This window comes from Terrisporobacter hibernicus (genome assembly GCF_020809405.1).
GTDB classification, from domain to species: Bacteria; Bacillota; Clostridia; order Peptostreptococcales; family Peptostreptococcaceae; genus Terrisporobacter; species Terrisporobacter petrolearius.
Genome location: NZ_CP081135.1, coordinates 792962 through 808052, shown reverse-complemented (window position 1 = coordinate 808052; position 15091 = coordinate 792962). Strand labels below are relative to the sequence as shown.

Annotated in this window: 10 protein-coding genes; all 10 read left to right on the top strand. The window is 30.6% G+C overall.

Features of this window, described 5'->3' with window-relative positions; genetic code table 11:
• The first annotated feature begins 1 nt into the window (after position 1).
• The 10 genes from JW646_RS03915 (at position 2) to JW646_RS03870 (ending at position 15082) form a co-directional block, all read left to right on the top strand.
• On the top strand, positions 2 to 1351 hold the full coding sequence (locus JW646_RS03915) for an alanine/glycine:cation symporter family protein (RefSeq protein ID WP_228416663.1): 1350 nt from the start codon (positions 2 to 4) through the stop codon (positions 1349 to 1351).
• A gap of 29 nt (positions 1352 to 1380) precedes the next feature.
• A complete protein-coding gene (locus JW646_RS03910; RefSeq protein WP_228416662.1) occupies positions 1381 to 3036 on the top strand; it encodes a M20/M25/M40 family metallo-hydrolase in 1656 nt (551 codons plus the stop codon).
• A 151-nt stretch (positions 3037 to 3187) separates the two neighbouring features.
• The gene (gene nhaC / locus JW646_RS03905; protein ID WP_148557994.1) at positions 3188 to 4630 is read left to right on the top strand and encodes a Na+/H+ antiporter NhaC; all 1443 of its coding nucleotides are present in this window, start codon (positions 3188 to 3190) and stop codon (positions 4628 to 4630) included.
• 236 nt (positions 4631 to 4866) lie between these two features.
• Complete coding sequence (gene aroC, locus JW646_RS03900; RefSeq protein WP_228416661.1) at positions 4867 to 6036, top strand: chorismate synthase; 1170 nt, start codon at positions 4867 to 4869, stop codon at positions 6034 to 6036.
• The gene (gene aroB, locus JW646_RS03895) at positions 6024 to 7130 is read left to right on the top strand and encodes a 3-dehydroquinate synthase (RefSeq protein WP_228416660.1); all 1107 of its coding nucleotides are present in this window, start codon (positions 6024 to 6026) and stop codon (positions 7128 to 7130) included. Before aroC ends, aroB begins: the two co-directional genes overlap by 13 nt.
• Entirely contained in the window at positions 7123 to 8388 is a 1266-nt protein-coding gene (gene aroA, locus JW646_RS03890; RefSeq protein WP_228416659.1) for a 3-phosphoshikimate 1-carboxyvinyltransferase, read from the top strand. The genes aroB and aroA overlap by 8 nt, the downstream gene beginning before the upstream one ends.
• 101 nt (positions 8389 to 8489) lie before the next feature.
• Positions 8490 to 9053 (top strand): phosphate propanoyltransferase, encoded by a 564-nt coding sequence (locus JW646_RS03885; protein ID WP_074918670.1) that lies wholly within the window; start codon positions 8490 to 8492, stop codon positions 9051 to 9053.
• A gap of 444 nt (positions 9054 to 9497) precedes the next feature.
• Positions 9498 to 10172, top strand: a complete 675-nt coding sequence (gene deoC, locus JW646_RS03880) for a deoxyribose-phosphate aldolase (protein WP_331478057.1) — start codon at positions 9498 to 9500, stop codon at positions 10170 to 10172.
• A gap of 374 nt (positions 10173 to 10546) precedes the next feature.
• Positions 10547 to 14080 (top strand): pyruvate:ferredoxin (flavodoxin) oxidoreductase, encoded by a 3534-nt coding sequence (gene nifJ / locus JW646_RS03875; RefSeq protein ID WP_228416658.1) that lies wholly within the window; start codon positions 10547 to 10549, stop codon positions 14078 to 14080.
• A gap of 177 nt (positions 14081 to 14257) precedes the next feature.
• A complete protein-coding gene (locus JW646_RS03870) occupies positions 14258 to 15082 on the top strand; it encodes a DUF975 family protein (RefSeq protein WP_228416657.1) in 825 nt (274 codons plus the stop codon).
• Positions 15083 to 15091 lie beyond the last annotated feature (9 nt).

Sequence of the window (15091 nt, the reverse complement as noted above, 5' to 3'; positions counted from 1 at the left end):
TATGTTTAACCTATTGGAAAGTATAACAAATTGGTTATGGACGTATCCAGTTTTGATAGTTTTAGTAGGTGGGGGAATTGTAATGACGATTACATTAAGATTTTTTCAGTTTACCAAGTTCCCTTTTATATTAAAACAAACATTTGGAAAAATACTGAGTAAATCTAGTGGTGATGGAACAATAAGTCCATTCCAAGCAGCTACATCAGCTCTAGCTTCAACTATAGGAGCCTCTAATATTGTTGGCGTGCCTATAGCCATAGCTACAGGTGGACCTGGAGCAGTATTTTGGATGTGGTTAATTGCATTGTTTGGCTGTTCTCTTAAATATTCAGAAATAATACTAGGAATAAAATATAGAATTAAAAATGAAGATGGAGAATATGTAGGTGGGCCTATGTACTATATAAGAGATGGAGCTAAATTGCCATGGTTAGGTACTTTATTTGCATTTTTCTTAATGATAGAAATAGCTCCTTCTATAGCCACGCAAACGGCATCATTTGTTCAAAGTGCATCAACTATAAATATAACACCTATTATGTCAGGAGCCTTTTTAATAGTATTTGTAGGATTTATTGTATACGGTGGAATAAAAAGAATAGCAAAAATATCTGAAAAGCTAGTTCCTATAATGGCAAGTGTATATATGATAATAGTCTTGGTAGTTATACTAATAAATGTTGATCAATTACCTAAAGCATTTGCACTAATATTTGAAGGTGCATTTACAGCTCAAGCGGGATTTGGTGGATTTGCAGGAGCCGCAGTAGTTCAAACTATAAAATCAGGAGCTGCAAGAGGAGCATATTCAAACGAAGCTGGGATGGGTACCTCTACTATAGCACATAGTGCCGCAATAACAGATCATCCAGCAAGACAAGGTTTATGGGGAATATTTGAAGTAATAGTTTCTACTCTAATGATATGTAGTGTATCTGCTTTACTAGTATTAACTACTGATGTGTGGCATAAATTTGGAGCCAGTGAAGCAGCTGCAATGCCATCAGCAGCTATACAAACTGTATTTGGTAATGCTTTTGGCGGAGGAATAATAACTCTTTGTATGCTTATGTTTGTATTTTCTACTATAATAGTTATAATTTTTTATGGAGAAAAACAAGCAGAATATTTATTTGGAAGTAAGTTTTCTAAAGTAATGAGAGTAATTTATTTATTATTTATAATAGTTGGAGCAACAATGGATTTAAGTAAGATTATAGTACTATTAGATTTTACATTAGCTGGAGTGATAGCTACAAATATGATTGGTGTTTTACTTCTTAGAAAAGAAGTGAAAGAAGAATCGGATAGTTTCTTTAATAATGAAGAGTTAATAGGTAATAAATAATAACATTGAATTATATTGGGAGGATAAATATGGAATTAGAAATATGGAAAAGAATAGAAGAGATTGCGATATCTCTAACGGAACAATTAAGTGTTGTTGAAACGAGAGGGGAAATAGATTCTTCAAATAAAGTACATGAAATATTTAGCCAAATGGATTACTATAAAGAAAATCCTAATGATTTGAAATTTGTAGAAGTACCCAATGACCCATGGAATAGAAAATCAGTAATGGCAATATTAAGAGGTAAAAAAGGAAATAGCAAAAAAACTGTTATAATGATTGGGCATACGGATACAGTGGGGATATCGGATTATGGAAATTTAAAAGAATATGCTAATAAGCCTTATGAGTTAACTGAATTATTCAAACAAGTAAATATTTCAGAAGAAGTAAAGAAAGATTTAGATTCAGGGGAATATCTATTTGGTAGAGGGCTATTTGACATGAAAACAGGTGATGCAATAATAATGGCAATTATGGAAAAAATATCAGAAAATCTTGAGGAATTTGAGGGAAATTTAATATTCTGTGCAGTATGTGACGAAGAAGGAAATTCAGGAGGAATGCTTTCTTGTATACCAGAACTGATAAAAATAAAAGAAGAAGAAGGTTTAGAATATTTAGCTCTTTTAGACACTGACTATATGACATCAGAATATGAAGGTGATGAAAATAAATATGTGTACATAGGTACAGTAGGAAAATTAATGCCATCATTTTATATAGTAGGAAAAGAAACACATGTAGGGGAAGCTTTTAAGGGAATAGATCCTAATAGTATATCATCAGAAATACTTAGAACGATAAATTTGAATGTTGATTTCTGTGACAAAGTAGAAGGAGAAGTATCTCTTCCTCCTATTTCATTAAAACAAAGAGATTTAAAACCAGAGTACTCAGCACAAACAGCTAAAACAGCCACGTTATTTTTCAATTACTCAACTCATTGTAGCACACCAGATGAAGTACTCTTAAAAATGAAAAATGCAGCAGATGAAGCTTTTCAAAATGCTATAGATAACATAAATAATCAATATAAAAGATTTACACATATGAGTAAAAGAGAATATAAAGAATTGCCTTTTAAATCAAGGGTACTTACTTATACAGAGCTTTATGACAAAGTAATAGAAGAAATGGGAGAAAAAGCAAAAAAACATATGGAAATCTTTGAACAGAAAATGCTAAATGACAGTTCCATAGATCAAAGGAACTTTTCTTTGAAAATGGTTGAGGAACTTCATAGTTTATGGTCTGACAAAGATCCTGTAGTAATTGTGTACTTTACACCACCATATTATCCTCATATATATGTAGAAGGAAAAAATGAAAAAGAAAAAAATTTATTAGAGTCAGTTGAAAAAGCAGTTGATGATACAAAAACAAAATATAAAATTGTGTATAAAAAATTCTTCCCTTATATTAGTGATTTAAGTTATGGGTCAGCACCACAAGATTCTAAAATAATAAGTGAATTGAAAAATAATATGCCGGGATTTGGAAGTAAATATTATTTACCATTAGAAGATATGCAAAAACTTGATTTACCTGTATTAGATATAGGAAGTTTTGGTAAAGATGCTCATAAATTTACTGAACGTATAGAAAAAGAGTATAGTTTTAAAGTTGCACCTATATTGGTGTACAAAACAATAACTAATTTACTAAAAAATAAATGTTAGATTATATATTAGCTTTACTGTGTTATAAAAAATAAAAATAATAATTGATAAAACTATATCAAAATAAGTGTATAAGTGAATATTTAGTAGGTTGGATTAAAAACATTAAGCACATAGGTTAGGTTATTTGAAAATAGGAGGAAAATATTTCATGAATGAACGAAGTGGAAGGAAAGCAACTCTATTAGAGGCAATGATACCAATTACAGCTTTGATGTTATTTTTAGGTGTGGGAATATTTATGTATGGAGCATCACCTCATGTTCCACTAGTAGGAGCTACAGCAGTAGCCGGAATAGTAGCAGTTTATAGGTTGGGATTTAAGTGGAAAGACCTTGAAACAAGCATGTTTGATAGCATAAAGATGGCTATGCAAGCCATATTAATTATTATGATAATAGGTATACTAATAGGTACTTGGATAGTTAGTGGAGTGGTTCCATGTATGATTTATTGGGGCCTAAAAATTTTATCGCCAAACATATTTTTAGTGGCAGCAGTTTTAGTGTGTTGTGTTGTATCTCTTGCAACTGGTTCATCCTGGAGTACGATGGGGACAGTTGGTGTGGCCCTTTTGGGTATAGGCCAAAGTTTAGGTATTCCTATTGGACTGGTTGTAGGTTCTATAATATCTGGTGCATATTTTGGAGATAAATTATCACCATTATCAGAGACAACAAATTTAGCCCCTGCAATGGCAGGTACAGACTTATTTACACATATCAAATATATGCTTTACTCAACTATACCATCACTAATAATTTGTTTGGTTATATATGGAATAATGGGTATGAAATACTCAGGGCAAGCTTTAGATGTAAGTCAAATTGAGTTGATTAGATCTACATTAGCTTCTGCGTTTAACACATTATCACCAGTATTATTATTAGCACCAGTAATAGTAATTGGCCTTGTTATATTTAAAGTTCCAGCAATACCAGGATTAATAGTAGGTGCTGTAACAGGTATATTATTTGCAGTATTTCTACAAGGACAATCAATGGGTGTCATATTAGAAGCAGCTCAAAATGGATATGTGTCACAAACGGGAGTAGCATTAGTAGATGAGTTACTATCTAAAGGCGGACTTATGAATATGATGTCTACAGTATCTATGACAATATGTGCTTTATCTCTTGGTGGTATATTAGAAAGAACAGGCATGCTTGAAGTAATTGCTTCATCTTTATTAAGATTTGCGAAAGGTATATTTGGAACAGTATTATGCACAATGGTAACTTGTGTTTTTACAAATGTAATTGCAGGTGAACAATACTTATCTCTTGTTATACCTGGAAGAATGTATAGTAAAGAATATAAAAAAAGAGGTATACACCCTAAAATGCTATCAAGGGCTTTGGAAGATAGTGGAACTCTGAGTTCTCCATTAGTACCATGGAATACATGTGGTGCGTATATAGCTGGAACACTAGGAGTATCAGCATTTGTATATGCTCCATATGCATTATTAAACATTATAAACCCAATAGTATCATTAATATTAATTGCATGTAAAATTAAAATAGCTAAAATAGAGGACGAACCGGAAACTTGTTTAAATATTAAGGATGATGAGGCTATTAACTTAGTTTAATTATTTGTTATAATAAAAGAAAATTTCTATTAGCAAAATCTACATATAGTTATTGCAGCAAGATTTGATTTAATCTTGTTGTAATAACTATTTTTATTTGTGAAAAATAAGAATAGAAAAGATGGGACATAAAAGTATGGCTAATAGCAAGCCTATTTTATATAAACTAATATGTCTTTTTTTGATTTATTTTGATAAACTAATAAAATAAGTAAAAAAAGAATAAGGAGAACAATATGCTTAGATATTTAACAAGTGGAGAATCTCACGGACAAAGTTTAATAACTATTATAGATGGCATACCATCAAATATAGAACTTAATATAGAAGAAATAAATAAAGAATTAAGAAAACGCCAAGGTGGATATGGCCGTGGTGGAAGAATGAAAATAGAAAAGGATAAAATTAATATAGTAGGAGGAGTAAGAGGAAAGAAAACTTTGGGATCTCCTATTTCCTTTGAAATAAAAAATAAGGATTTTCAAAACTGGGAAAAATATATGTCTCCCATGGAAGAAATAGATGAAAAAGAAAAAATAGTGGAAAATGTAAGACCAGGACATGCTGATTTAGTAGGTTGTTTAAAATATGATTTTAATGATGCAAGAAATGTACTAGAAAGGTCTTCGGCAAGAGAAACTGCATCAAGGGTTGCAATAGGAGCTATTTGCAAACAAGTTCTTAATATTTTCAATATAGAATTTGTATCTCATGTGGTACAAATTGGACAAATAAAAGATGATAAAGTTTATGATTTTAGCTATATTAAAAATAATGTGGATAATAGTGAAATAAGATGTGTAAATAAAGATTTAGAAGAAAAAATAAAAAGTAAAATAGATGAGTGTAAAAAAGAAGGGGATACTTTAGGTGGAATAATAGAAGTTAGAGTGAAAAATTTAATACCAGGTCTTGGCTCATATACTCATTTTGATAAAAAAATAGATGGACATTTAGCCATGCATTTGATGGGGACACAAGCAATAAAAGGTGTTGAAATAGGGCTGGGATTTGAATCGGCTACCCTTGCTGGTTCGCAAGTTATGGATGAAATATTTTATAATAAAGAAGAAGGAATAAAAAGAGAGAGTAATAATTTGGGTGGAATAGAAGGTGGAATGACAACAGGGGATGAAATAATCATAAGATGTGCAATGAAACCTATACCAACTTTATACAAACCCCTAGACACTATAAATATAAATACATTGACAAAATATAAAGCAAGTGTTGAGCGCTCTGATTCATGTGCAGTGCCTGCTTGTTCCATAGTATGTGAAAATGTTGTGGCTTTTGTAATTTGTAAATTTTTCTTAGATAAAATAGGAGGAGACTCTTTAGAAGATCTAAAAGCCAATTACAATTCTTATATAAAAAGGTTAGGTGATAGAGGATGGAAAAAATAATCAATAATACTTGCAAAATATACATTGATGAGGGATATAGAAATTTTCAAAAAAGTCTATGTGAAGCCTGTGATGTACATTCATTGGAAGAACTAAATAAAATTTATGATGCTTACTTTGTAATGTGTGATTACAATACATACAATACTCAGCTACAGGAAATGATGAAACATTTAAAGGGGAAATATGTTTATGAATATATAATAAATCCTGGTGAAGACTCAAAATCTATAGAAGATTACGAAAGAATAATGAACTACTGTATAAAAGTGAATTTAAGTAGAAAATCTTTAGTAATAGCTCTAGGAGGAGGAGTAGTTGGAGATTTAGCAGGCTTTGTGGCATCCACATATATGAGAGGAATAGATGTGGTTCAAGTACCAACTAGCTTACTCTCTCAAGTAGATTCTTCCATAGGAGGAAAGACTGGAATAAATTTAGGTAATAGTAAAAACATAATAGGAGCTTTTCATCAGCCCAAGATTACATATATAAATGTGGAAGCATTAAAAACTTTACCAGAAGAAGAATATTTAAGTGGCATGGGTGAAGTAATAAAATATGCTTTTATAGAAAATAGTGCTTGTAAAGAAAAGATGGACTTTTTAAATTTCTTATTAGAAAATCACGAGGATATTTTAGATAGAAAAACTACAACTTTATTAAAAATAGTAAAAATTTGTGCTCAGATTAAAGGAAGTGTTGTAGATAAGGATGAAAAAGAAGGAAGTCTTAGAAAAATACTAAATCTTGGGCATACTTTTGGACATGGAATAGAAAAATTATGTCATATAAGCCATGGTAAGGCTGTTTCAATTGGAATGAATATGGCATTTAAATTGTCTCTTGAAAAAAGTTTGATAAATAAAGAATATTACAACAAATTTATAAATGTATGTGAAAAATTTAATTTGCCTACTACTTTTGAATATGAAAATGTTGATGAAGTGGTTAGTATAATGAAAAATGATAAGAAAAATAGTTTCTTTAAAATAAATCTTGTTCTTCCAGTAGGCGAAGGAAAAGTTGAAGTATTTGATAATATAGAAGAAGAACTTATTTTAAAAATTATAAAGGAGTGCAACAATGCTTAAGGGAAGTTTTGAGTTAATTGGAGATAAATCCATATCACACAGAGCAATTATGCTTTCTTCCATTTCTAAAGGTAAAAATAAAATAAGCAACTTCCTTATGGGAGAAGATTGTTTGTCTACAGTTAACTGCTTTAGAAAAATGGGTGTGAATATTGAAATAAATAATAAAGAAGTATATGTAAGTGGAAAAGGATTAAGAGGATTGAAATCACTGGAAGATAATTTACTTTTAGATGTGGGTAATTCAGGTACAACAATAAGACTTATTATGGGTATTCTTGCAGGTCAAAATTTTAAAAGTACAATTGTTGGAGATGAGTCTATAGGAAAAAGACCTATGAAAAGAGTAACAGATCCTCTAAGAGAAATGGGGGCTATTATAAGTGGAAAAGATGATGCAAACTTAACACCTATAACTATAGAAGGTGGAAATTTAACTAATATAAATTATCATATGCCTGTATCGTCTGCTCAAGTAAAATCATCATTAATTTTAGCAAGTTTATATGGAAATAATACAAGTTTTATTCGTGAAAAAGTGAGAAGTAGAAATCACACAGAAATAATGCTTAAATCCTTTGGAGCAGATATAGAAGTAAATGATTTAGACATAAAGGTAAATCCAGTAGATGAATTATTTAATAAAGATATTTATGTACCTGGAGATATTTCATCAGCTGCATTTATAATGGTAGGAGCTCTAATAAGTGAAAACTCAGAAGTATTAATAAAAAATGTAGGTTTAAACCATACAAGAGTGGGAATTATAGAAGTGATAAAAAAAATGAATGGAAGTATTGAAATAATCGATGAAAAAGAAATTTGTGGTGAAAAAGTTGGAAATATTTTAGTAAAATATAGCCCCAACTTAATAGGAACTACTATAGATAAAGATTTAATTCCAAAGTTAATTGATGAAATTCCAATAATTGCACTTTTAGCAACTAGAGCAGAAGGAGATACTATTATAAAAGATGCATCAGAATTAAAGGTGAAAGAAAGTAATAGAATAAAATCTGTAGTTAACAATCTAAATTTAATAGGAGCTAAAGCTATTGAGCTAGAAGATGGAATGATAATAAAAGGCAAAACTCCTTTACATGGTGGTAAAATACAGACGTTTAATGACCACAGAATAGCTATGTCATTTTCCATTGCAAATTTAATTAGTAATAATGAAGTAATTTTAGATAGCGACAAATGTATTGATATTTCTTTTCCAGGTTACTTTAATTTACTGAAAAAATTATCAAAATAATCATTATGGTTTGATTTTACATAGAAATTTATGTATAATTGAATTGCAGATAGTAATTAGAAATAATTATATACAAGAAAATTTTTGGGAGGTTATATTTCATGAAATTACCAATAGCATTATCAAATAAACATATACATTTAAGCCAAGCTGATGTTGAAGCTTTATTCGGAGCAGGATATCAATTAACACATAAAAAAGATTTATCTCAACCAGGACAATACGCATGTGAAGAAATGGTAGAAGTAGTAGGGCCTAAAGGATCAACTAAAATGAGAGTTTTAGGACCAACAAGACCAGAATCTCAAGTTGAAGTATCTTTAGCAGATGCTAGAGGATTAGGTTTAGCTGTTCCAGTTAGACAATCAGGAGATGTTGAAGGAACTCCAGGATGTAAATTAGTAGGACCAAAAGGTGAAGTTGAATTAGGAAGAGGAGTTATTGTAGCTTCTAGACACATACATATGAGCTTAGAAGATGCTGAAAAATTCGGAGTTAAAGATAAAGATATAGTTTCAGTTCAAACTGAAGGAGAAAGAGCACTTTTATTTAACAACGTATTAGTTAGAGCTAATGCTGCTTTCGCATTAGAAATGCATGTTGACTTAGAAGAAGGAAATGCTGCAGGAGTTAAAAACGGAGAATTAGTAGAATTAGTTAAATAATTATCAAATATGAAGAAGATATGTATTTTTATACATATCTTTTTTTATGAAATAAAAATAAAATTTTATTTTTATAAAATATTTACATATAAAAATGTTTAAACTAAGTAAAATGAATAATTCTTAAAATAAAATTCACTATTTTATATTTAACCAGCGAAATATTTTTATTGGTTAAATAATTTAACAAATAATTTTATTTTATTCAAAAACACTTTTTTTTCATTTATTGTTAAAAACATACTTTCTTTATTTAAGAAAAAAAATAATTATAAGTAAATATAATTATGAAAATAAAGGAAACTCTTCTTTAAAAAAAGAATTATATGTGCTAACATAATAATGAAAGTATATTTATTAACAGCGAAATACATTGTAAATGTAGTAATACATATTTATGATGTATACAGGAAATATTACATAATATAAAGGAGTTATATAATAATGAAACAAGATATTGCTAATATGATTGATCACACAGTACTTAAAGCTTTTTCAAGCAAAGAAGATGTTATAAAAGTTTGCAAAGAAGCTAAAGAACATGGATTCTTTTCAGTTTGTATAAACCCAACACATATAGAACTTGCCAAGCAAGAACTAGAAGGAAGTAACGTAAAGGTTTGTACAGTAATAGGTTTCCCTTTAGGTGCAAACACTAGTGAAGTAAAAGCTTTTGAAACAAAGGATTCTATATCAAAAGGTGCTCATGAAGTAGATATGGTTATAAATATAGGTGCATTAAAAGACAAAAACTATGACCTTGTTTATAAGGATATCAAGGCAGTAGTAGATGCAGCTAACAAAGAAGCATTAGTAAAAGTAATAATAGAAACTTGCTATTTAACTGATGAAGAAAAGAAAATAGCATGTGAGTTATCAGTTAAAGCTGGAGCAGATTATGTTAAAACATCAACTGGATTTGGAACTGGCGGATCAACTCCTGAAGATATAAAATTAATGAGAGATGTAGTTGGACCAAATGTTGGAGTTAAAGCATCTGGTGGTGTAAGAACTACAGACGATGCTATAAAAGTTATAGATGCTGGTGCATCTAGAATAGGAGCTAGTGCTTCTATATCTATAGCTACTGGTGAAAAAACAGATATTATAGGATACTAAAACTATTAGCTAGAATTTATCTAATTAGCAGACATTTAAAAATATATGACAATAACTAAAGCTAAAAATATGTTATTAGGAAATTTTAACCAATAGAAACTAATGTGATTTGACTTGTTATTTTATGGGTAATGTATTAAGTGTGACTTTAAAATAATAATTTTGTATTAAAAATTATTTTTTTGTTTGAATTTTAAAAATTGTAAGAATTATGAAGGACTTTAAATTATTATGCAGAATATTGTTAATAAATGTAAAAAGTGTTTTATAAAACAGATTCGCATTTATAGCAACGACAAAACAATTAATAGTTTTATAAACATACAAATATAAATTGTATAGTATTTAGGGTAAAATTAAGGAGGAAACATAAAATGGCTAAATTTATGAAAACAGTTGATGGAAATACAGCTGCTGCTCATGTTGCTTATGCATTTACAGAAGTTGCTGCTATATATCCAATAACACCATCATCTACTATGGCTGAATTAGTTGATGAATGGGCATCTCAAGGAAGAAAAAACGTCTTTGGACAAAAAGTAAAAGTTGTTGAAATGCAATCTGAAGCAGGAGCTGCTGGAGCATTCCACGGTTCATTACAAGCAGGAGCATTAACTTCAACATTTACAGCTTCTCAAGGTTTATTATTAATGGTACCAAATATGTATAAATGCGCTGGAGAATTATTACCAGGTGTATTCCATGTTACTGCTCGTGCACTAGCTGCTCAAGCATTATCAATATTTGGAGACCATCAAGACGTTATGGCTGCTAGACAAACAGGTGTTGTTATGCTTGCTTCTGGCTCAGTTCAAGAAGTTGCTGATATAGCTCCAGTTGCACATATGTCTGCAGTAGAAGGATCATTACCATTTATACATTTCTTTGATGGATTCAGAACTTCACATGAAATTCAAAAAGTTGAATTAATGGAAAATGAAGATTATGAACAATTATTAGATAGTGATGCTGTTCAAGCATTTAGAGATAAAGCTTTATCTCCAAACCATCCAGTTACTAGAGGTACAGCTCAAAACCCTGATATATACTTCCAAACTAGAGAAGTTTCTAATAAATACTATAATGACATAGTAGGAATAGTTGAAAAAAATATGGCAAGAATGAGCGAAATAACAGGAAGAAAACATAGCTTATTTGATTACTATGGAGCAGAAGATGCTAAACACGTAGTTGTCGCTATGGGTTCTGTTACAGAAGCTTTAGAAGAAACTATAGACTACTTAAATGCTAAAGGTGAAAAAATTGGTATGATAAAAGTTCATTTATTCAGACCATTCTCAGCTGAACATTTCTTAGCAGCAATGCCAAAGACTGTTGAAAGAGTATGTGTTCTTGATAGAACTAAAGAACCAGGTGCTCCAGGCGAACCATTATACTTAGATGTAGTTAATGTACTTGCTAAATCTGATATATCTCCATTAGTAGTAGGTGGAAGATACGGACTTGGATCAAAAGATACAACTCCAACTGATTTACATGCAGTATTTGAAAACTTAAACATAGAAGAACCTAGAAATGGATTCACTTTAGGTATAGTAGATGATGTTACAAATACATCTTTACCAAAAGCTGAACCAATTAAAATAAAAGCTCCAGGAACAGTAAGATGTAAATTCTGGGGACTTGGATCAGATGGTACTGTTGGTGCTAATAAACAAGCAATCAAAATAATCGGTGACCATACAGACAAATATGCTCAAGCATACTTTGATTATGACTCTAAAAAATCTGGTGGTATAACAATGTCTCACTTAAGATTTGGTGATACTCCAATCAGATCTACATATCTTTTAGATGAGTCTGATTATATAGCTTGTCATAACCAATCTTATGTATATAAATATGATTTATTACAAGGACTTAAAAAAGGTGGTACTTTCGTACTTAATACTATATGGGATGCTGAAGGCTTAGAAGCTCACCTTCCAGCAGAAATGAAAAAATATATAGCAGAAAATGAAATAGACTTCTATACAATAAATGCTGTTAAAATAGGTCAAGAAATTGGTCTTGGAAATAGAATAAATATGATAATGCAGTCTGCATTCTTCAAATTAGCAGATATAATACCTGTTGATGATGCAGTTAAATATTTAAAAGATTCTATAGTAAAAGCTTATGGTAAAAAAGGTGAAAAAGTAGTTAACATGAACTACCAAGCTGTTGAAGCTGGTATAAATTCATTAGTTAAAGTTAACGTTCCAGCTTCTTGGTCAAATGCTATAGAAGATGAAGCAGCAACAACTTGTGAAGAACCTGCTTTCATAAAAGATATATTAAGACCAATGACTGCACAAAAAGGTAATGATTTACCAGTAAGTACATTCTTAGGATACGAAGATGGTACATTCCCATGTGGTACTGCTGCTTATGAAAAACGTGGTATAGCTGTAAATGTTCCAGAATGGATTACAGAAAACTGTATACAATGTAATAGATGTTCATTCGTATGTCCTCATGCATGTATAAGACCAGTTCTTGTAACAGAAGAAGAATTAGCTAATGCTCCAGAGGCATTCAAAACTAAGAAAGCTATAGGTAAAGGATTAGAAGGATTACAATATAGAATCCAAGTATCACCTATGGACTGTACAGGATGTGGAAACTGTGCTGACGTATGTCCAGCTAAAGAAAAAGCTTTAGTTATGGAACCTTTCGATACTCAAGATGTAGAAGTAGATAACTGGGCTTATGCAGTTGATACTGATAAAGTTGCTCCAAAAGGTGACGTAATGAACGTAAACTCTGTTAAAGGTTCTCAATTTAGACAACCATTAATGGAATTCTCAGGAGCTTGTGCTGGATGTGGTGAAACTCCATACATCAAACTTGTAACTCAATTATTTGGAGATAGAATGATGATAGCTAATGCTACAGGATGTTCTTCTATTTGGGGAGGATCTGCTCCAGCAACTCCATATACTTGCAACCACGAAGGTAAAGGTCCATCTTGGGCAAACTCATTATTCGAGGATAATGCTGAATATGGATTAGGACAACATTTAGCTGTTGAACAAATAAGAGGCAAATTAGTTGAAGATATACAAAAACTTGCTGCTAACCCTTGTTGTGAAGAAGGTGCAACAGTATTTAATAATTGGTTAGATGCTAAAGATAACAGTGAAGCTTCTGTTGTAGCAAGTAAAGCTGTTGTTGAATTAATAAATAAAGCTGAACCAAAAGATGAAGAAACTAAAGCTTTAATCGAGTCTGTTAAATCAAGACAAGACTACTTAGCTAAGAGATCTCAATGGATACTTGGTGGAGACGGTTGGGCTTACGATATAGGATACGGTGGACTTGATCATGTTCTTGCATCAGGAGAAAATGTAAATGTTCTTGTATTCGATACAGAAATATACTCTAATACTGGTGGTCAATCATCTAAAGCTACTCCAGTTGCTGCTATGGCTAAATTTGCTGCTTCTGGTAAGAGATCTAGAAAGAAAGACCTTGGTATGATGGCTATGAGTTATGGAAATGTATACGTTGCTCAAGTTGCTATAGGTGCTGATTACAATCAATTTGTTAAAGCAGTTGTAGAAGCTGAAGCTTACGATGGACCATCTCTAATCATATGCTACGCTCCATGTATATCTCATGGATTAAAAGAAGGTATGGGAAGAACTATAGCAAATGAAGAACAAGCTGTTAAAGCTGGATACTGGCATTTATACAGACATAATCCAGTTCTTAGAGGAGAAGGTAAAAATCCATTCTCACTTGACTCTAAAGAGCCAACAGAAAGCTTCAGAGATTTCTTAATGAAACAAGTAAGATACTCTGCTATAGCTAAACAATTCCCAGATGATGCAGAACAACTATTCACTATGGCTGAAGAGTCTGCTAAAGATAGATTAGATAGCTACAAAAGATTAGCTGACTAATATAAATTTAAAATTTAATTATTTTATATAAAAAGAAATGGTGGGTTATTTTAATCCACCATTTTTATTTCAAAATTATTAAAAGATAAATCATATGAATTTTAAATCATACAATATTGTAATATTATGCAAATATAATCTAGCATATAATATACTTATGGAAAAGGAGGAAATATTATGTGGACTAGAAGTGAACTGAAAGAACGAGGAAAAATTACTTTTAAAAGATTTTACTGGAAAGCAGTGTTAGTATGCTTTATATGCTTACTATTAAGTGGAGGTTTAGGCAGCGGAGCTGGTAGCAGAGTAAGTGACACTTACGATTCATTTATGAATAATGATTATAATTATACAGATGATTACGATTATGGCAATAATGAATATTATTATGAAGAAGATTTAGATCAAGAAACATCACAATCGCTTAATATAGTGGAAGAATTTTTTACTAGTGGATTGTTTTTTTTGCTTATGGGTATATTTATCCTTATTTTTATTGTACTATTTATTATTAAATTACTAATTGTTTATCCCATAGAAATAGGGAAAAATAATTTCTTTATGGGTATTAGAGAAGAAGAAAAAACATTAGATAGCTTGATTTTTATTTATAAAAGCGGTCAACTTAAAAATACAATATTTACAATGTTTATGAAGGGCTTATTCCAATTTCTATGGTCATTGTTATTTATAATTCCAGGAATAATAAAATCTTATGAATATAGAATGATACCGTATATATTAAGTGAAAACCCAGAGATAAGTAGAGAAAGGGCTTTTGAAATAAGTAAAAAAATGATGAAGGGTAATAAATGGAATACTTTTGTACTTGATTTATCATTTTTAGGATGGCAGATATTATCAGGCATTACTATAGGTATACTTGGTATTTTCTATGTAAATCCTTATGTAGAAAGTACAAATGCAGAGTTATATGCTTATCTTAGAGAAGATGCTCTTAAAAATGGATATGTTAGCAGTAGTGAATTAATAGGATTCTAATATATTGAA

Excerpts from the sequence above, each read along its gene's own strand:
- JW646_RS03915 (WP_228416663.1), top strand. The coding sequence starts at position 2 with ATGTTTAACCTATTGGAAAGTATAACAAATTGGTTATGGACGTATCCA.
- JW646_RS03910 (WP_228416662.1), top strand. The coding sequence starts at position 1,381 with ATGGAATTAGAAATATGGAAAAGAATAGAAGAGATTGCGATATCTCTA.
- nhaC (WP_148557994.1), top strand. The coding sequence starts at position 3,188 with ATGAATGAACGAAGTGGAAGGAAAGCAACTCTATTAGAGGCAATGATA.
- aroC (WP_228416661.1), top strand. The coding sequence starts at position 4,867 with ATGCTTAGATATTTAACAAGTGGAGAATCTCACGGACAAAGTTTAATA.
- aroB (WP_228416660.1), top strand. The coding sequence starts at position 6,024 with ATGGAAAAAATAATCAATAATACTTGCAAAATATACATTGATGAGGGA.
- aroA (WP_228416659.1), top strand. The coding sequence starts at position 7,123 with ATGCTTAAGGGAAGTTTTGAGTTAATTGGAGATAAATCCATATCACAC.
- JW646_RS03885 (WP_074918670.1), top strand. The coding sequence starts at position 8,490 with ATGAAATTACCAATAGCATTATCAAATAAACATATACATTTAAGCCAA.
- deoC (WP_331478057.1), top strand. The coding sequence starts at position 9,498 with ATGAAACAAGATATTGCTAATATGATTGATCACACAGTACTTAAAGCT.
- nifJ (WP_228416658.1), top strand. The coding sequence starts at position 10,547 with ATGGCTAAATTTATGAAAACAGTTGATGGAAATACAGCTGCTGCTCAT.
- JW646_RS03870 (WP_228416657.1), top strand. The coding sequence starts at position 14,258 with ATGTGGACTAGAAGTGAACTGAAAGAACGAGGAAAAATTACTTTTAAA.